This is a genomic window from Catellatospora vulcania, from assembly GCF_009720385.1.
Classification (GTDB): domain Bacteria; phylum Actinomycetota; class Actinomycetes; order Mycobacteriales; family Micromonosporaceae; genus Catellatospora; species Catellatospora vulcania.
Genome location: NZ_WARX01000006.1, coordinates 148,670 through 166,901, shown reverse-complemented (window position 1 = coordinate 166,901; position 18,232 = coordinate 148,670). Strand labels below are relative to the sequence as shown.

The 18,232-nt window shown below is 74.3% G+C and carries 15 protein-coding genes; 5 read left to right on the top strand and 10 right to left on the bottom strand.

What is annotated here, in order from left to right:
• Positions 1–21 precede the first annotated feature (21 nt).
• The 4 genes from F6W97_RS26605 to lpdA form a co-directional block, all read right to left on the bottom strand.
• Positions 22–1,608: a DUF6297 family protein gene (locus F6W97_RS26605; RefSeq protein ID WP_155373250.1), complete on the bottom strand. Its 1,587-nt coding sequence runs from the start codon at positions 1,606–1,608 to the stop codon at positions 22–24.
• On the bottom strand, positions 1,605–2,237 hold the full coding sequence (locus F6W97_RS26600) for an ABC transporter ATP-binding protein (protein WP_230687008.1): 633 nt from the start codon (positions 2,235–2,237) through the stop codon (positions 1,605–1,607). Before F6W97_RS26600 ends, F6W97_RS26605 begins: the two co-directional genes overlap by 4 nt.
• 86 nt (positions 2,238–2,323) lie before the next feature.
• Positions 2,324–4,093: a 2-oxoglutarate dehydrogenase, E2 component, dihydrolipoamide succinyltransferase gene (sucB, locus tag F6W97_RS26595; protein WP_155373248.1), complete on the bottom strand. Its 1,770-nt coding sequence runs from the start codon at positions 4,091–4,093 to the stop codon at positions 2,324–2,326.
• Between the two features lie 64 nt (positions 4,094–4,157).
• Entirely contained in the window at positions 4,158–5,534 is a 1,377-nt protein-coding gene (gene lpdA, locus F6W97_RS26590; RefSeq protein WP_155373247.1) for a dihydrolipoyl dehydrogenase, read from the bottom strand.
• 184 nt (positions 5,535–5,718) lie between these two features.
• On the opposite strand from lpdA, the gene F6W97_RS26585 reads away from it, so the two are divergent.
• Positions 5,719–6,036, top strand: coding sequence for a hypothetical protein (locus tag F6W97_RS26585; RefSeq protein ID WP_155373246.1), 318 nt, complete (start codon positions 5,719–5,721; stop codon positions 6,034–6,036).
• Between the two features lie 102 nt (positions 6,037–6,138).
• Here the strand turns inward: F6W97_RS26585 and F6W97_RS26580 are convergent, their stop codons facing one another.
• The gene (locus F6W97_RS26580; protein WP_155373245.1) at positions 6,139–7,707 is read right to left on the bottom strand and encodes a leucyl aminopeptidase; all 1,569 of its coding nucleotides are present in this window, start codon (positions 7,705–7,707) and stop codon (positions 6,139–6,141) included.
• Positions 7,708–7,779: 72 nt separating this feature from the next.
• Here F6W97_RS26580 and gcvT point away from each other — a divergent pair, with 72 nt between their 5' ends.
• From gcvT to F6W97_RS26565, 3 genes are all read left to right on the top strand, one after another.
• Positions 7,780–8,901, top strand: a complete 1,122-nt coding sequence (gene gcvT / locus F6W97_RS26575; RefSeq protein WP_155373244.1) for a glycine cleavage system aminomethyltransferase GcvT — start codon at positions 7,780–7,782, stop codon at positions 8,899–8,901.
• Between the two features lie 119 nt (positions 8,902–9,020).
• Positions 9,021–9,746, top strand: a complete 726-nt coding sequence (locus tag F6W97_RS26570) for an ArsR/SmtB family transcription factor (RefSeq protein ID WP_155373243.1) — start codon at positions 9,021–9,023, stop codon at positions 9,744–9,746.
• A gap of 18 nt (positions 9,747–9,764) precedes the next feature.
• Positions 9,765–10,115 (top strand): MmcQ/YjbR family DNA-binding protein, encoded by a 351-nt coding sequence (locus tag F6W97_RS26565; protein WP_155373242.1) that lies wholly within the window; start codon positions 9,765–9,767, stop codon positions 10,113–10,115.
• Here F6W97_RS26565 and F6W97_RS26560 read toward each other — a convergent pair.
• The 3 genes from F6W97_RS26560 to F6W97_RS26550 are packed head-to-tail and all read right to left on the bottom strand — an operon-like array spanning position 10,106 to position 13,889.
• Entirely contained in the window at positions 10,106–11,176 is a 1,071-nt protein-coding gene (locus tag F6W97_RS26560) for a hypothetical protein (RefSeq protein WP_155373241.1), read from the bottom strand. The two genes, F6W97_RS26565 and F6W97_RS26560, sit on opposite strands and share 10 nt — an antisense overlap.
• Before the next feature lie 24 nt (positions 11,177–11,200).
• Positions 11,201–12,001, bottom strand: coding sequence for an adenosylcobinamide-GDP ribazoletransferase (gene cobS / locus F6W97_RS26555; RefSeq protein ID WP_155373240.1), 801 nt, complete (start codon positions 11,999–12,001; stop codon positions 11,201–11,203).
• The gene (locus F6W97_RS26550) at positions 11,979–13,889 is read right to left on the bottom strand and encodes a bifunctional adenosylcobinamide kinase/adenosylcobinamide-phosphate guanylyltransferase (protein WP_155373239.1); all 1,911 of its coding nucleotides are present in this window, start codon (positions 13,887–13,889) and stop codon (positions 11,979–11,981) included. Before F6W97_RS26550 ends, cobS begins: the two co-directional genes overlap by 23 nt.
• 90 nt (positions 13,890–13,979) lie before the next feature.
• On the opposite strand from F6W97_RS26550, the gene F6W97_RS26545 reads away from it, so the two are divergent.
• Entirely contained in the window at positions 13,980–14,174 is a 195-nt protein-coding gene (locus tag F6W97_RS26545; RefSeq protein ID WP_120316212.1) for a hypothetical protein, read from the top strand.
• Positions 14,175–14,224: 50 nt separating this feature from the next.
• On the opposite strand, the gene F6W97_RS26540 is transcribed toward F6W97_RS26545, so the two are convergent.
• Both F6W97_RS26540 and F6W97_RS40930 read right to left on the bottom strand, forming a co-directional pair.
• The gene (locus tag F6W97_RS26540) at positions 14,225–15,223 is read right to left on the bottom strand and encodes an aldo/keto reductase family protein (RefSeq protein WP_155373238.1); all 999 of its coding nucleotides are present in this window, start codon (positions 15,221–15,223) and stop codon (positions 14,225–14,227) included.
• 50 nt (positions 15,224–15,273) lie between these two features.
• Positions 15,274–18,066: a WG repeat-containing protein gene (locus tag F6W97_RS40930; RefSeq protein WP_230687007.1), complete on the bottom strand. Its 2,793-nt coding sequence runs from the start codon at positions 18,064–18,066 to the stop codon at positions 15,274–15,276.
• Positions 18,067–18,232: the final 166 nt, after the last annotated feature.

Here is an 18,232-nt window from a genome sequence, read left to right as displayed (position 1 = left end):
CCTCGGATCGCGGGCGCGGCTTCAGACCTGCCTGTGCCGCCGCCACAGGTACCCGGCGAGTACGAGTGCCGACAGCGCTGCCTGCGCGGCCACCGCCGGTCCGGGCGCGGCTGTTGCGCAGGCCAGGGCCAGCAGCAGCGGAAGCAGGCCCGGCACTGCCACGTCGAGCCCGGACAGGCTCCAGGTCAGCCAGCCGAGCGGGATCCGCGAACCGACCATCGGCATCACCACGGGAACGGACGCGTGGTCGATGTGACCGCGCCGGGCCATCCGCAGCGCGGCGACGGCGGGCACGCCGCACGCGGCCGGGCCCAGCCACGCCCAGCCGTCACCGGGCAGCGCCCCGGCCAGCTCCAGCAGGCCCAGCGCGGCGGTGAGCCAGCCCGCGGCCAGCAGCGCGGGCAGCACCAGCCGGGCCGCGTCGGCGGGCAGGGCGGCGACGCCGAACAGGCGGTGCAGGGCAGGGCTGTCGGTCTCCCGGCGTACGCCGCCCGCACCGGCGCTCGCCGCCGCCAGGCCGAGCCCGAACACCGCCGCGGTGAACAGCAGCGGGCGGTCCGGCCACACCGTCGCCAGCAGGACGGGCACCAGCGTGCTGAGGGCGAGCCCGGCGAACCGGGCCGGGCGGCGGCGCAGCCCGCGCCAGTCCAGCCAGGCCAGCACCAGCGGGCCCGGCCAGGCGGGCCACGGGCGCGACGGCGGCCGGCGCTCGCGCCAGTACGCGTTCTCGGCCACGCGGGACAGGAACGACGGCTCCAGTGCGACGACCGCGTCGCCCGCGGCGCTGAGCCGGGTCGCGGCGTCCAGCACCGGCCGGGCGGGGAAGGTCGCGAGGCTCCGCCCCACCGCCACAGCGACCACCAGGGCGCAGAGCACACCCGCACCGGCCGCGCCCAGCGCCGCGGGCAGCGGGACGGCCGGTAGCGGGCCTACCGCCGCACCGGCCGCGGCGACGATCGCGCCGGTGAGCAGCGCGAGCAGCGCCACGCCGCCCGTGATGCGGCGCAGCGGCGGCCCGGCCCGCTCCGACCGCTGTGCCAGTGCGGCCAGTCCCACGCCGGTCAGCGCGGACGAGACACCGCACCCGATTGCGGCGGCCAGCCGCAGCGCGCCGTGATCGGGTACGCCCAGCAGCGACAGCGTCACGCCGCCGAGCAGCGCACCGGCGACCACCGCCACCACGGCGGCGCGCAGCACCGCGGGCGTGAGCACGGCACGCCGGTCCAGCGGCGACAGCAGCAGCCAGCGGGCATCGGCGGGGGTGAGCAGCACCGGACCTGCGACCGAGGCGATCCGGACCAGCCCGGCCAGAGCCGCCACCGCGAGCGCGAGACCCACCAGGGCGGTCACCGGCGGGGCGGGCGGGACCGGCCGGGACAGGTCGCCGAGCAGGCCCTGGAACGGGCCGAGCAGCAGCGCGCCGCCGACGCCGACACCCGCGACGGGCAGGTAGCGGTCCGACCAGTGCGTGTCGGCGGCCCGCCGGCCGGGGGAGCGGGTCGCCGCCCGCGCCGCGCGGGCCGTGGCACGGGCGGTCCGCGGCGTGGCGGCGCGCGCGATGTCGCCTGCGGTGGGCGGTGCGGCGGGGGAGGCGGTGTGGTCGGTCATGCGGGCCGGGCGGGGCTTCCGTCGCGCAGGTGCAGGCTGGTCGCGTCCAGGGCGGCGACCAGGGCCGCGTCGTGGGTGGCCAGCAGGACCGTGCCGCCGGTGCCGGCGTACGCCCGCAGCATCGCCGCCAGGCGGTCGCGGAACGCGGCGTCGAGTTTCTGCTCGGGCTCGTCGAGCAGGAGCAGGCGGCTGGGCCGGGCCATCGTCGCGGCGAGCGCCAGCCGCTGCCGCTGCCCGGAGGAGAGGGCCAGCGGGCTCACGTCGGCGCGGGCGGCCAGCTCGAAGTCGTCCAGCGTCCGGTCCACCGGAACGGTCGCGCCGTGGGTCAGCGCGACCAGTGCGAGGTGTTCGCGCACGCTCAGGCCGGGATACCAGGCGGGCTCCTCGGCCAGCAGCCCGACGTCCCGCCAGAAGGCAGGGTAGGCGGACGGGGCCGCGCCGAGCACCTCGACCTCGCCGGAGCCGGGCCGCAGCAGGCCGCTCAGGCAGCGCAGCAGGGTGGACTTGCCGCAGCCGTTGACGCCCTGCACGGCCACGATCTCCCCGGGCTCGGCGGTGAGGCCGACCCGGTCCAGCACGGTGCGGCCACCGAGTTCCACGGACAGGTCACGGGTGACGACGACAGGCACCCCGACACAGTAACGACCGCGTCCAGCGTGCCCGCGCAAAGCGAAAGGGTGGCCGGCGTGCGCCGGCCACCCTTGTCAGCTTCGGCTCACAGACCCAGTTCGCCCTCGAAGGCGCCCGTCTCCAGGCGCTCCTTGACGGTGCCCAGGAAACGCGCGGCGTCGGAGCCGTCGACCAGGCGGTGGTCGTAGGACAGGGCCAGGTAGACCATGTACCGCGGCACGATCAGCTCGCCCAGGCTCGGGTCGTCGACGACCACGGCCCGCTTGACGACCGCGCCGGTGCCGAGGATGGCGACCTGCGGCTGGTTGATGATCGGCGTGTCGAACAGGGCGCCCCGGCTGCCGGTGTTGGTCAGCGTGAAGGTGCCGCCCGACAGCTCGTCCGGCAGGATCTTGTTGGAGCGGGTGCGCTCGGCCACGTCGGCGATCCGGCGGGCCAGGCCCGCCAGGTTGAGGTCGCCGGCGCTGCGGATCACCGGGACGATGAGGCCCTTGTCGGTGTCCACGGCCATGCCCAGGTGCTCGGCGTCGTGGTAGGTGACCGTGCCGGCCTCCAGGTCCATCGACGCGTTCACGTTCGGGTGCACGCGCAGCGCCTCGACCGCCGCCAGCGCGAAGAACGGCAGGAAGGACAGCTTCACGCCGTTCTTGGCGAGGAAGTCGGCCTTGGCCTGCGTACGCAGCTTCGCGATCTTGGTGACGTCGACCTCGACCACGGTGGTGAGCTGCGCCGACACCTGCAGCGACTCGACCATGCGCTTGGCGATGGTGGTACGCAGCCGGGACAGCTTCTCGGTGCGGCCGCGCAGCGGGCTCGGCGCGGCCTTGGCGGCCGGAGCCGGGGCGGCGGCGGGCGCGGCGGCCGCGGGAGCGGCAGCCGGCGCCTTGGCCTTCTCGGCCGCGTCCAGCACGTCCTGCTTGCGGATGCGACCGCCGACGCCGGTGCCGCTGACCTTGCCCAGGTCGACGCCGTGCTCGGCGGCGAGCTTGCGCACCAGCGGGGTGACGTAACCGTCCGAGCCGTTGACCGCCTCGGCGGCCGGGGCTGCGGCCTGCGCCGGGGCCGCGGCCTGCGCCGGAGCTGCGGCCTGCGCCGGAGCGGGAGCGGCCGGAGCCTGCGCCGGAGCGGGAGCAGTGGCGGCGGGAGCCGGCGCGGCGGGGGCCGGAGTCGCCGGGGCAGCGGGAGCCGGGGCAGCCGGAGCCGGGGCCGGGGCGGCCGGAGCGGCACCCGCCGCGCCGATCAGCGCGAGCTGCGCGCCGACGGCGGCGGTCTCGTCCTCGGGGACCGTGATCTCCAGCAGGGTGCCGGCGACCGGGGACGGGATCTCCGTGTCGACCTTGTCCGTGGAGACCTCCAGCAGCGGCTCGTCGACCTCGATCGCGTCGCCGACCTGCTTGAGCCAGCGGGTGACGGTGCCCTCGGTGACGCTCTCGCCCAGCGCGGGCATCTTCACCGGGGTGGCGTCCCCGGCGGGAGCCGCGGCCTGGGCCGGCGCGGCCTCGGCGGGAGCCGGCGCCGGTGCCGCCTCCTCGGCCGGGGCGGCCTCGGCGGGAGCCGCGGCCGCGGGGGCCTCGGCGGCGGGCGTGGCGGCCGGAGCGGCCGCGGCCGGGCTCTCGCCCTCGCCCGCGATGACGGCGAGCTCGGCGCCTACCTCAGCGGTCTCGTCCTCGCCGACGATGATCTTGCTGAGAATGCCGGCAGCCGGCGACGGGATCTCCGTGTCGACCTTGTCGGTGGAGACCTCGAGCAGCGGCTCGTCGACCTCGACCCGGTCACCCTCCTGCTTGAGCCACCGGGTGACGGTGCCCTCGGTGACACTCTCGCCGAGCCGCGGCATGGTTACCGATACCGGCATTGCTTCAGACTCCTCAGTTAAGTGCTGATCCGCAGTTACAAAAGGACGAGGTGAGCTTATTCGCTCAGTTGTGCGCGTGCAGCGGCTTGCCGGCCAGCGCCAGGTGCGCCTCGCCGAGCGCCTCGTTCTGCGTCGGGTGGGCGTGGATGAGCGCCGCGACCTCGGCCGGGAACGCCTCCCAGTTGACGATCAGCGAGGCCTCGCCGACCTGCTCGCCCATCCGGGCGCCGATCATGTGGATGCCCACGACCGGGCCGTCCTTCTGGCGGACCAGCTTGACGAAGCCCTGGGTGCCCAGGATCTTGCTCTTGCCGTTGCCGCCGAGGTTGTAGTTGTACGTCTCGATGTTGTCCGCGCCGAACTTCTCCTTGGCCTGGGCCTCGGTGACGCCGACCGACGCGATCTCGGGGTCGGTGTAGGTGACGCGCGGGATGCCCGACTCGACGATCGGGGCCGGGTTCTGCCCGGCGATGGTCTCCGCGACGAAGATGCCCTGCGCGAAGCCGCGGTGCGCCAGCTGCAGGCCGGGCACGATGTCGCCGACGGCGTACACGTTGGGCAGGTTGGTGCGCAGGCGCTCGTCGGTGATCACGAAGCCGCGCTCCATGGTGACGCCCTGGGCCTCGTAGCCGCAGTTGGCGGTGGCCGGGCCGCGGCCCACGGCGACCAGCAGCAGCTCGGCCTCCAGGGTCTCGCCGCCGGCGATGGTGACCTTCACGCCGCTCTCGGTCTTCTCGACCTTCTCGAACGGCTTGCCGACCTTGAAGCCGATGCCGCGCTTGCGGAAGGTGCGCTCCAGCTGCTTGGAGATGTCCGGGTCCTCGGCCGCGACCAGGCGCGGCAGGGCCTCGATGATGGTCACCTCGGCGCCCAGCGACTTCCAGGCGCTCGCGAACTCGACGCCGATGACGCCGCCGCCCAGCACGATCGCGGACGCGGGCACCCGGTCCATGGTCAGCGCGTGCTCGCTGGCGATGACCCGCTCGCCGTCCAGCTCCAGGCCGGGCAGGCTCTTCGAGTACGAACCGGTGGCCAGCACGATGTTGCGGCCGGTGTAGCGCTTGCCGTCCACCTCGACGGCGTCCGGCGCGACGAGCGTGCCCTTGCCCTCGACGTAGGTGACCTTCGAGGCCTTGATCAGGCCCTGCAGGCCCTTGTACAGGCCGGCGACCACGCCGTCCTTGTACGAGTTCACGCCCGCCATGTCGATCTCGATCAGCTCGGCCTTGATGCCGATGTGCGACGCCTCGCGCGTCTGGTCGGCGACCTCGCCGGCGTGCAGCAGCGCCTTGGTCGGGACACAGCCCCGGTGCAGGCAGGTGCCGCCCAGCTTGTCCTTCTCGATCAGCGCGACGGACAGACCCAACTGCGCCGCACGCAGCGCGGTGGCGTAACCACCGCTGCCGCCGCCGAGGATGACTACGTCAAAGGTCTCGCTCACGATCGCTCCAAGGTCGCGTCATTGCCACTTCGCGTCACTGTGAGCCGGCGTGTGCTCAGCCCACACTCGGCCATCTTGTCACTGCCGGGGTCCGACCGCGCACCGAGGTGCTGAAGGACACGTCTGGCTACTCTTGCCAGTACCATGCGCACCGGAGTGGCACACCTTCAACAGAGGAGCAGGCGTGGGTTGGTTCCGCCGCCGGGGCGGGTCCCCGGCCGACCGTCCGGCCGACCCGGCCGCTGTCACGCATCTTGAGCAGTTCGTGCAGTCCCGCCGCGGCGTGGAGGCGTTCATCGAGCCGCGTACCACGGTGACCGGGACCACGGTCATCCTGATCGCCCACGACGGTGAGTGGACCCGTCGCCGCATGCCCAACCCCACGGCGGTGCGCCAGTTCGCCCAGCGCCTGTCCATGCCCGTCTACGACGTCCAACTGGTCGGCTATCCGCAACGCATGCGCGACTTCAACGCCCGCCAGAAACTCCGCCCCGCGGAGTAACCCGCCCTCTGAAACGCGAAGATCGCTGTTTCGTGCCAAAACCTGAGGTTCAACCGCAGATTTTGACACGAAACAGCGATCTTGGATGCCTGCGGCAGCGGGTCAGCCGTTGGCGGCGAGGTCGTCGATCAGGGCCAGGAGGGTGCGGACGGGGACACCGGTGCCGCCCTTGCTCCAGTGGCCGGTGGCCTCGCCGGAGTGGAACGACGGGCCCGCGATGTCGATGTGCGCCCACTCGATGCCCTCGGTGACGAACTCGCGCAGGAACACGCCGCCCTGCAGCATGTGGCCGGCGCGCTCCATACCCGCGCTGACCTGCAGGATGTCGGCGACGTCCGACTCCATCGACTTGCGGATCTCGTCGGGCAGCGGCATCGGCCAGGTCGGCTCGCCGACCAGGTCGCCCGCGGCCTTGGTGCGCTGGGCCAGCTTCTCCGAGCCCATCACGCCGGCGATCTTCTTGCCGAGCGCGATGACCTGGCCGCCGGTCAGCGTCGAGGTCTCGATCAGGTAGTCGGGCTGGGACTCGCAGGCCAGCGCGATGGCGTCGGCCAGGATCATGCGGCCCTCGGCGTCGGTGTTGAGCACCTCGACCTTCTTGCCGCTGCGCATGGTGATCACGTCACCGGGCCGGTACGCCTCGCCGGACAGCATGTTCTCCGCGATCGGGATGTACGCGGTCACCGCCACGGCGGGCTTGAGCTCGGCGATCGCGGCCATGGTGCTGGCCACGGCGGCCGCACCGGCCATGTCGGACTTCATCTCCCACATACCCTGCGCGGGCTTGATCGAGACGCCGCCGGTGTCGAAGGTGATGCCCTTGCCGATCAGCGCCACGGTGGTGGTCGCCTGCGCCGGCTTGTACGTGATCTTGACCAGGCGCGGCTTGGCGGCCGAGCCCATGCCGACGGCGAGGATGCCGCCGAAGCCGCCCTCGATGAGCGCCTTCTCGTCGAGCACCTCGACGTCGAGGCCGGCCTTGCCGGCCAGGGCGGCGATCTCGTCGGCGAAGTTCGGCGGGCGCAGCAGGTTGGCCGGGGCGTTCACCCAGTCGCGGGTGCGCGCGACCGCGGTGGTGACCACGGCGGCCCGCTTGACCTCGGCGTTGGCGCCGGCCTCCTTGGCGTCGGGCACCAGCACCGACACGGCGGTGACCGGGTCCTTGCGGCCGGTGGACGGCTTGGCCTTGTAGCCGGTGAACCGGTATGCGCCCAGCGCCGCGCCCTCCGCGACCGCGCGCAGGGTCAGCGCGCCGCTGTCGTCGGCGTCGTCGGACAGGGGCAGCGCCAGCACGACCTTCTTCGCGCCGGCCAGGGCACGGACCGCGGCGGCGGTGGCGCGCCGCAGGGTGTCGGGAGCGGGCGCCGGGCCGGTGGGCTCGCCGCCCAGGCCTACGGCGACCAGCACCGGGGCGGTGATGGTGCCGAGCGTGGCGAGCTTGGTGACCTCGCCCGCGCCGCCGGTGGCGCCCAGCAGGGCCAGGGTGGCGGTCAGCTTGCCGTCGAACGCGGCGGCGATGCTCTCGGCCCCGGACGCCAGCAGCAGCTCCCCGGCCGCGCCCTCGGCGCCTTCCTGACTGTGTACGCCGATGACCACGGCATCCACGGTGAGGTCGGCGGGGTCGGTGTCGGCGAGGCTCAGCGTGGGCAGAGCCGTGGTGGGCGTGGTCACAAAGTACTCCTGGTGGACGTGGGTTGCTGCGCCGATGCTAACGAACCCCAAACGTCAGGGTAAGTTGCGCTCATGACCGACATGGGTTCAAAAGACTCTGCCGACCTGCTCACATCGCCTCTGCACGATCGTCATACGGCGCTGGGAGCGAAGTTCGCCGCCTTCGGCGGCTGGGACATGCCGCTGGAGTATGCCGGGGGCGGGGTGCTCAAGGAGCACGCCGCGGTGCGCGAGGGCGTGGGCGTGTTCGACGTCAGCCACCTGGGCAAGGCGCGGATCACGGGGCCGGGCGCGGCGGACTTCGTCAACGCCTGCCTCACCAACGACCTGGGCCGCATCAAGCCTGGTAAAGCGCAGTACACGCTGTGCTGCGACGAGGCGACCGGCGGCGTGGTCGACGACATCATCGCCTACCTCTACGGCGACGACCACGTCTTCCTGATCCCGAACGCGGCCAACACCACCGAGGTCGTCCGGCGGCTGACCGCCGCCGCGCCCGCCGAGCTGACCGTCACCAACGAGCACGCGGACTTCGCGGTGCTGGCGGTGCAGGGTCCGCGCTCGGCGGAGCTGCTGGCCGAGCTGGGCCTGCCCACCGACCACGAGTACATGAGCTTCGCCACAGCGGAGCTGAACGGGGTCACCCTGACCGTGTGCCGCACCGGTTACACCGGCGAGCACGGCTACGAGCTGGTCGTCCCGTCGGGCGACGCGACGACGGTGTGGGACGCGCTGTTCGGCGCGAGCGTGCCCGCCCGCGCCTGCGGCCTGGCCTCGCGCGACACGCTGCGCACCGAGATGGGCTACCCGCTGCACGGGCAGGACCTGTCCCTGGACATCACCCCGGTGCAGGCCCGTTCCGGCTGGGCCGTCGGCTGGAGCAAGCCCGAGTTCTGGGGCCGCGACGTGCTGACCGCGGAGAAGGCGGCCGGCGCCCGGCGCACCCTGTGGGGCCTGGTCGCCAACGACCGGGGCATCCCGCGGGCGCATATGAGCGTGCTGTCCGGCGACCGGACCGTCGGCGAGATCACCAGCGGCACCTTCTCGCCCACCCGCAAGATCGGCATCGCGCTGGCCCTGCTCGACACCGCCGCGGGCCTGACCGAGGGCGACACCGTCGAGGTCGACGTGCGCGGCCGCCGCAGCTCGATGACGGTGACCAAGCCGCCGTTCGTCCAGCCCTCGGTGAAGTAGCCCGGCGGCGTCGTTCGGTCCGGACCGGAAGCAGCCCGGCACGATCGTCAGGTCCGGGCCGGAGTGTGCCAGGGCATCGTTCGGTCGGGGCCGAAGTGTGGCGGGGGCAGACTGGGGACATGCCTGCTCCTGCCCCGTCTGACGCCGCCGGTGTCCCGCTGGCCCGGCTCGCCGCGCTCTTCGCCGACAGCACCCGGGCCACGTTCCTGCTCGCCCTGCTCGACGGGCGGGCGTGGACGCTCGGCGAGCTGGCCCGCCAGGCCGGGGTGGCCCCGTCCACGGCCAGCGAACACGTCGACCAGCTGGTCACGGGCGGGCTGCTCGCGCAGGAGCGCCAGGGCAGGCACCGCTACCTGCGGCTGGCCGACGCGCATACCGCGCAGCTGGTGGAGGACCTCGCCGGGTACGGTGGCAGGCCCACTCCACCCGCCACGACCCTGCGCGCGTCGGCCGCCGCGGCGGCGCTGGTCCGGGGCCGCACCTGCTACGACCACCTGGCCGGACGGCTCGGCGTCGGGCTCACCGAGGCGATGATCGGGCGGGGTCTGCTGCAGCGCGACACCGGGTTCGCCCTCACCGCCGACGGGGTGCGCTGGTTCGCCGAGTCCCTGGACGCCGCCGACGAGCTGCACGGCTCCCGCCGCCCGGTGGCCCGGCCGTGTCTGGACTGGACCGAGCGCCGCCACCACCTCGCCGGGGCCGGTGGGGCCGTGCTGTGCGACCGGCTGCTGGCGCGCCGCTGGATCGAGCGGATCGGCACCGGCCGGGCGGTGCGCGCGACCCCCGAGGGCGTACGGGCGCTGCGCGGGCTGCTCGGCGTCGACGTGTCCGGCGAGCCCGGCTGATGGCCTAGGGTGTTCGCCATGGCTGTCACGTACGAGCAGGTGAGGGACTGGGTGCTGGCGCTGCCGGGCGGGGCCGAGGTGATGGTCGAGCAGTGGGGGCACCCGACGCTGCGGGTCGGCGACAAGATGTTCGCCGGCGGCGCGCCCGGCAGCCCCACCATGTCGGTGAAGGCCACCAAGGAGGAGCAGGCGGCGCTGCTGGCCGCCGCGCCCGACGTCTACTCGTCCGCCGCGTACGTCGGGCGGTTCGGCTGGGTCGAGGTCGTGCTCGCCAAGGCCGACCCGGACGAGCTGCGCGAGCTGGTCGTCGACGCCTGGCGGCGCACCGCCCCGAAGAAGCTGGTCAAGCAGTACGACGCTCAGGCCTGACCGAAGCCCTTGGCCTCGCCGACCCGGCCCAGCCACGTCGCCGCCTCGTCGGCGGAAAGCACCTCGTCAAGCGTGATCGACGCGGTCATCATCGGGTAGCGGCGGACGTTGTCCCAGCTCCGCGCGTAGGGCGGCGGGTCGAGCACGACCACGCGTACCCCGTCCAGCGCCGGGATGTCGGCGGGCACCCCCTCGTTCCAGATCCACGCGCCGTACGCGTCGGCCAGGTTGAACGAGCCGGTCACGTGCCCGCCGAACGACGACTGCGGCGCGTCCAGGGCCACCGCCGCCCACGCCGGATCGACCGTCAGGCCCTCCAGCAGCCCGTCGGCGGCCGGCCCGGACAGGGTCGCGGCCAGCAGGGTGTGCAGCTGGAAGTTGTCGCCGATCCCGCCGATCGTCACCCGCCAGCCGCGCCCGGTGGCCCGGTGCAGCACCAGCAGCCGCTCCCCGTCGAGCACCGACAGCAGCATGGACAGCCAGGTCATGTCCTCGCGCTCGGGCTCCAGCGCGGCGACGGCCGCCCGCAGCGCCGGCTCGTCATGGAACGCCTGCCGGGCCGTGGTCGAGTTCTGCAGCAGCGTGGTGGCGCAGCGCATCCAGGACTGCAGCCCGAACCAGCTCTCCGCGAGGCGTACCGCCTGGTCGGGCGGGATGGCCGCGTCGAGGCGCTCCAGGGTGGGCTCGAACTCCGCCGGGTCGGGCTCGGGCGTGCCCTCGCCGGGGAACTCGCGCGCCCACACCGCGGCGAACTCCGCGGACAGGCCGGCGACCTCGGTGAGCCTGTCGCGCAGCACCGGGACCAGCGGCTCGGGCGAGGCGCCCAGCTCGATCAGCGCGCCGCAGAGCACCGCGAACTCGCCGCCGAAGCCGGGCCCCAGCTCGCCGAGCAGTTCGGCGCAGGTGGTCAGCGCGGTGGTCAGCTCGTCCGCCGGGGCCGTCTGGGCGGCCTCCCACAGCTGCGCCGTGGCCGACTCGAACGCCTCGATGTCGCGCTCGCGGCGGGCGCGCGCCAGCGCGTCGCAGGCGCGGGCGAGCGGAGTGGCGGATTCGAAGATCATTCGCGAATGCTAGCGGGCCGCGCGTCAGAAGAGAATCAGTCCGATGGCGATCACCGTGGTCCCCGTTTCGGACAGGAAACCGAGCACGTCGCCGGTGACGCCACCGAACCGGCGTACCAGATGGACGCGCAGACCGGCCACGACGAGCAGCGAGCCGAACACGGCGGCCGGGCCCTGCCAGGGCCGGTCCGGCACCGCGGGCACCGCGAGGGCTGCGACGAACAACGCGGCGAGCGCCACCGCGGCCGGGTGCACCGTGCCCGCGACCAGGGCGCCCATCCCGCCGGGCCGCGCCGCGGGCACGCCCCGGCGGCACGCCTCGGTGATCGCCAGCCGTCCACCCGCGACGGCGGCGGCCACCGCCGCCAGCAGTGCGGGCAGCGGCCGCGCCGACAGCGACGCCAGCGCCGCGATCTGCAGCAGCAGCACCAGGATCAGGGCGACCACGCCGAACGGGCCGACCTCCGGCGACTTCATGATCTCCAGGGCGCGCTCGCGCGAGCGGTACGACCCCAGCGCGTCCACCGTGTCCGCGAGCCCGTCCAGGTGCAGCCCGCGCGTCAGCAGCGCGGCCAGGCCCACCGCCAGCGTCGCGGCGACCAGGGCGGGCAGTCCCGTCGCCAGGGCCGCCAGCACCCCGCCGAGCAGCGCCCCGAGCAGCGCGCCGACCGCCGGGGCCAGCGTCATGGCCCGGCCGGCGACGGCACGGTCCAGACTTCGCGGTCCGGCGACCGGCGCGACCGTCAGTGTGGTCAGCGCCAGCCGCAGGCCGTCGAGACGGCCGGTCCGCGGCTGCGGACCGTCACTCCACGACGGAGGTGTCATCGGCGCGGGACACGGCCGGGTCGGTGGCGTCGTCCGGCTCGTCCTCGGGCTCCTGCAGGTGGGCCGGCGGCTCGTCGAGCAGCGGCGGCAGCGCGGGCAGCGACGAGGCCAGGGTCAGCGCCGACCGCAGCAGCGGCAGCGCCAGCAGCGCGCCCGCCCCCTCGCCGAGCCCGGTGTTCAGGTCGGTCAGCGCGGTCAGGCCGAGCACGTCGGCGGCGAGCACGGTGGTCGGGTGCCGGCCGTTGTCGGCCAGCGCGCACCACAGCCGCGACTGGCTGCCCAGGTCCCGGGCGACCAGCCCGGCGGCGACGCCGACCGGCCCGTCCAGCAGCACCGGCGTACGCCGCGCCGTCGCGCCCAGGATGACGCCGGCCGCCACCGCCAGGTCCGGCCCGCCCAGCTCGGTGAGCAGCTCCTTGGCCGGCAGCACCCGCCCGCGGACCCGGTGCAGCGCGTCGCGCACCGCGGCACAGCGCCGCATCCAGGCGGCGTCGTCCACGGTGCCGTCGGCGCTGACGATCCGGCTCAGCAGGCCGGGCACCTCAGCGCCGGTCACCGCGGACACCACCGCGGCCGCGGCCGCCTCCGCGCCGGCCCCGCACGAACCCAGCAGCAGCAGGTCGACCCCGCTGTCGACGGCCTCGTCGGCAAGCTGCCAGCCGTAGCGCAGCAGGCCCTCGACGGTGTTCGGGTCGGTGGCCTGGGTGTGCTCGACGGCCTCGGCCGCGGCCGTGTCGACGATCTGCAGGCTGACGCCGTTCTCGGCGGCCAGCAGACCGATCGGGCCCTCGCCGCGGCGGGCCTGCGCTGCGATCAGCGCCGCCCCGTGCGTGGTCTGGCCCGCGGCGAGGTCGCCCTCGTGGTCGCCGTGCAGCAGCAGCATCCGCGGCTGCTGCCACGGCAGCGGCACGGCGCGGCCCTGCGCGCCCGCGGCGAACAGCACGATCTCGGCCAGCCGGCCCAGGCCGGAGCCGGGGATGTCGAGCAGGTGCAGGTGGTCGCGGGCGGCGTCGCGGGCGTCGCTGTCCGGGATGGGCAGGTCCATGTTCGGCCCGATGACCAGGCCGGTGGCCACGATAGGCAGGGCCTGGGTGCTCTCGGTCAGCGCGGTGGAGAGCTTCGGCGCGGCGGCGGCCGGGGTGAGCACCTCGGGGCTGGGGATCGCGGGAGTGGCGGGCAGCGGCACGGTGACCGGCGAACCGGCCGCGGCGGTCGGTCCTGCGGCCACGGCCGCACCCGCTGCCGTCGCACCCGCAGCGGGCGCGCCTGCCGCCGGGCTGACCGGCGCGGCGGTGACTGCCGTCGTGGCCAGGCCCGTGGCGTCCGCTCCGTCGGCGGCGTCCGCGCCGCGCAGCCACAGGGGCTGCCCGGCGACGACGAGGGCGACAGAGTCGCAGGCCGCGGCGACGGCCTGGTTGGTCAGTCCCATCAGGTCGGCGAAACGCACGCCCAGCTCGGACGGCGGCACCACGGACAGGCCGACCTCGGGGCTGACCAGCACCACCCGCGCCACGCACCCGGCGACGGCGGCGGCCAGCCGGGTGACGTGCACGTTCGCGTCCTCGCGGTCCAGCAGGTTCACCACCCAGCCGCCGAGGTCGTCGACGATCAGCATGTCGTCGGCGGCCGCCTGGCCGAGCGCGGTGACCAGGTCTTCCGGCTCACCGTACGTCTCGACGGTGATCCAGGACTGCGGCCTGCGCTCGCGGTGCGCGGCCACCCGGTCGGCGAACGCCGGGTCACCGCCGTCCGCCAGGGCGGTGGCGAGGTAGCGCACCGACCGCGCGCCCGACAGCAGTGATTCGGCGTACTCGCTCTTGCCCGAGCGGATACCACCGAGCACCAGCACCCGTGCCCCGAAGTGTGGGGGCCAACCGTCATGCGACATGCCCGTACCTTATGACCTTCGGCGGCGGGGCGGGTCAGCGGATGCGCCGCCTGCTCGGCCGGACCGGCGGTGGCGGATAAGCTGATCGTCATGACGTGGAGCTGGCGGTACGAGGATGCGGCGGGCAAGCCCGTCGAAGGCCCGAACGAGACGTTCAGCAACCAGGCCGACGCCGAGTCGTGGCTCGGCCAGACCTGGCGTGACCTGGTCGCCGCCGGTGCCGTGGAGGTGATCCTCGTCGAGGGCGACCGCGACGAGTACCGGATGAGCCTGCAGGGGGCCTGATCCCCGGACCGTCAGGGGCCGCCCGCGCGGGCGGCCCCTGACGGCTTCTGTCAGGGACGCGCGGCGGGGGACTCGGTCTTGGCCGGGTCCCGCTCCGTGACCGGCTCGACGATCTCGTCGATCGCCTTCATCAGGTCGGCGTCGAGCTTCACACCCGAGGCCTTGACGTTGTCGTAGACCTGCTCCGGGCGCGTCGCGCCGACGATCGCCGACGAGACGTTCGGGTTCTGCAGCACCCACGCGATCGCCAGCTGGGCCATGGTCAGGCCCGCCTGCTCGGCCAGCGGCTTGAGCAGCTGCACCCGGGTCAGCACGTCCTCGTCGAGCCAGCGCGCGATGAAGTTCGCGCCCGACTTCTCGTCGGTGGCCCGCGAACCGGCCGGCGGCGGCTGGCCCGGCAGGTACTTGCCGCTGAGCACGCCCTGCGCCATCGGCGACCAGACGATCTGGCCGAGGCCCAGCTCCTCGCAGGTCGGCACGACCTCGGCCTCGATGACCCGCCACAGCATCGAGTACTGCGGCTGGCTCGACACCAGCGAGATCTTCAGCTCGGTGGCCAGCGCGTGGGCGGCGCGGATCTCCGACGCCTTCCACTCCGAGACGCCGATGTAGTGCGCCTTGCCCGAGTGCACGATGTCGGCGAACGCGACCATCGTCTCTTCCAGCGGCGTCGCGTAGTCGTAGCGGTGCGCCTGGTAGAGGTCGACGTAGTCGGTCTGCAGGCGCTGCAGCGAACCGTTGATCGACTCCATGATGTGCTTGCGGGACAGGCCCCGGTCGTTGCGTCCCGCACCGGTCGGCCAGAAGACCTTGGTGAAGATCTCGAGGCCCTCGCGGCGCTCGCCCTTCAGCGCGCGGCCGAGGACGGCCTCGGCGCGGGTGCCGGCGTACACGTCCGCGGTGTCGAAGGTGGTGATCCCGCTGTCGAGGGCGGCACGCACACACGCGTCGGCGGCGTCCTCCTCGACCTGCGAGCCGTGGGTGATCCAGTTTCCGTACGAGATCTCGCTGACGAGCATCCCGGAACGTCCCAAATGCCGAAACTCCATACGGAGACCCTATGCCGACCGCTTTCCGGCCCACCAGAGGGGTAATTGCTCTACAGAACCGGCTTCGTGTCTGCTAGCAGCCGGTCCAGCTCCTCCATCACGACCTGGCGGCTGGGCAGCTCCGGGTCGATGAAGGGGCGGCCCTTGCGGTCCAGCGCGCCCCAGCGGCCGGACGGGCCCGCGATCAGGAACGCCACCGGGTGGATGACCAGCGCGGGGTGCACGGGCGGCACCACCACGGCGCCGGTGCGGTCCACCACGCCCTTGCGGCCGCCCGCGTCCACGATGGCCAGGCCCTCGTCGGAGAAGCCGTCGACGTAGCGGCCGTCGGTGAGCGCGGTGGCGAACCCGGTGAACTGGAACGGCACCACGGCCCGGCCCTGCTTGTCGACCGCGCCCCAGCCGCCCCGGCGCACCGCGGCCAGGCCGCGGCGGAACGGGCGCACGTCCTCGAAGCCGGTGGAGATGACGACCCGGCCCTGCTTGTCGATGGCGAGCCAGTTGCCCGCGCCGTCGCGCGACACCCAGGCCAGCCCGTCGGAGAACGAGCCCACGCCGAGCCAGCCGGCCCGGCCGTCGATGAGCCGGGTGCCCGCCTCGTCGATCAGCTCCCAGGTCTCCATCTCCGGCCGGCGCACCCAGGCCGCGCCGTCGCGGAACGGCTGCACGTCGGCGAACGCGGGGGAGATCACCGTGCGGCCGTCGGCCCCGGCGAAGCCCCAGCACTGCACGCGCTCGTCGAAGCGCGGCACCGGCGGCTTGCTGACCTGCAGGATCTCGTCCATGCTGCGCGGGTACGGCCCCATGCCGTTCTCGGCGATCTTCATGGAGACGGCGTCGAGCGCCATCTCGGTGCGCGTGATCAGCTCCGGGTCCTCGACCTTGCGCAGTTCGAGCGCCTTCTCGAAGTGGTTGAACGCCTCCATGTAGCGGCCCTGGTCCAGGCAGGACCTTCCGGCGTGCTCGTGCATGGTGGCGCGCAGCCGGTCGGGCAGCTCGGTGGAGTTGGCCTCGGCGAACAGCTTGTCGGCCTCGGTGAAGTCGCCACGCCACTGCAGCACGTGCGCCAGCCGGGCCTTGGCCAGCGCGATGCGGCGCAGCTCGCCGGTCGCCTCGGCGTGCACGAGGGCCATCTTGCCGTCCGACAGCGCCTTGGTCAGGTCGCCGAGGATGCGCGAGACCACGGCCCGCAGGCTGAGCAGCCGGGCGCGGGTCGGGTTGTCGGTGGCGGGGGTGAGCTTCTCGGTGAGCCGGTCGCGGATCTCGCGCAGCTCGTCCGGGTTGTCGACCAGCTCGCGCAGGGTCTCGTGGTGGAAGCGCCACTCGTACGCCGCCAGCACCTGCTCCGGGTCGGGCCCCGACTCCGGGGTGGCCTCCGGCTCCGGCTCGGCCGCCGCGGCAGCGGCTGCCGCCGCGTCGCCGGTGACCGTCGCGGTCGTCGGCGCGGGCTCGGCGGCGGGTGCGGGTGCGCCACCCGGCCGGACCAGCGGGTGCAGCATCGTCGGCGCGGACAGCGCGGTGGCCGCGCCGGCCGCGCTCGCGGCGACGGGCAGCACCGTGTCCGGGGTGGCCACGACCGGCATCTGCGGCACGGCCGGCGAGACCGGGTTGACCGAGACCGGAGTCGCCGACACGGGGGCCGAGGAGACCGGAGCGGCGCTGGCCGCGGTCTCGGCGGAGGCCGGTGCAGCCGCGGGTGCGGCCGACGCGGCGGGGGCCGGAGTGTCGTCGGTGATGGCGGCCATCATGCCGGTGTCGGCGCTGGCGTGGCGTCCCCGGCGGGCCGCGGCGGCAGCCTGCGCCTGGTCGCCGGCGGCCGTGGCGGCAGGCGTGGCGGCGGCCGTCGCCGGCGCGGCGGGCGCTGCCACGGACTGCGCGGGAGACGTCGGGGCGCTCTGCTGGGCGGCCGGCGCGGCCTGCTGGGCGGGCGGGGCCGTCGTCGGCGCGGCGGCCGCGGCCTGCGGAGCCTGCTGCGGCACCGGCTGGCCGGGCACCTGCTGGTGGGGAGCCTGCTGGCCGGGTGCCTGCTGGTTCGGCGCCTGCTGGCCCGGGGCGGGGGCATAGCCCTGCTGGCCGCCGGGCGCCTGGCCCGGAGCCTGCTGGCCCTGGCCGGGCATACCGGGGTTGCCCTGCGCGGGCTGGCCCGGCTGGCCGTAGACCTGGCCCTGCTGCGGCTGGCCGGGGCGGCCCTGCGGCTGGCCGTACTGCGGCTGGCCCTGCGGGTTGCCGTACGGCTGGCCCTGCTGGCCCTGGCCGTACTGCGGCTGGCCGTACTGGGGGCCGTTCGGGTGCTGGCCGTAGACCTGGCCCTGCTGCGGCGGGCGCTGACCCTGCGGGCCGGGGCCCTGCTGCGGGTGGCGTCCCTGCTGGGGCGGGCCGTACTGACCCTGCGGGCCGGGGCCCTGCTGCGGGTGCGGCTGGTTGGGGCCGCCGTAGACCTGGCCCTGCTGCGGGCCGGGGCCGTTCGGGCGGTACTGCGGGCCGGGCTGCGGCGGCATGGGGCCGGGACGCCCGCCACGCTGCGCGTTGGGGTCCCAGTTGCCCTGGCCCTGCTGCGGCTGGCGCTGGCCGTTGGCCGGCGGGAACGGTCCGGGCGGCGGGCCCTGACCGGCCTGCGGCTGGCCGTACTGCTGGGGGCCGTTCGGGTGCTGGCCGGGGCCGTACTGGCCGGGCTGCGGCGGGCCCTGCTGCTGGGGCGCCTGCGCGTTGGCGGGCTGCTGCGCGGCGGGTTCGGCCGAGTCTGACGGCGGGCGCTGTCCGGGCACGCGCGACCAGGGCGACGTTGGCGTGCCGGCCCAGGCCGGCGTGCCGCGGTGCCGCTCGTCGGTGCGCTCGTCGGTCACGCCCCACCTCGCCTGGTTCTGAGTCTTGTATGGCACAAATGCATCGCGAACCGGGTTGCCACAAAGGTATGGTCGCGCCCGGCCGAAAAAAGAATGCGGTTGCGAGTGGAGGGTACGGGGTGGGCTTCGTCACCGCCACTGCGGATCGGCTCACAATCCGAAACTT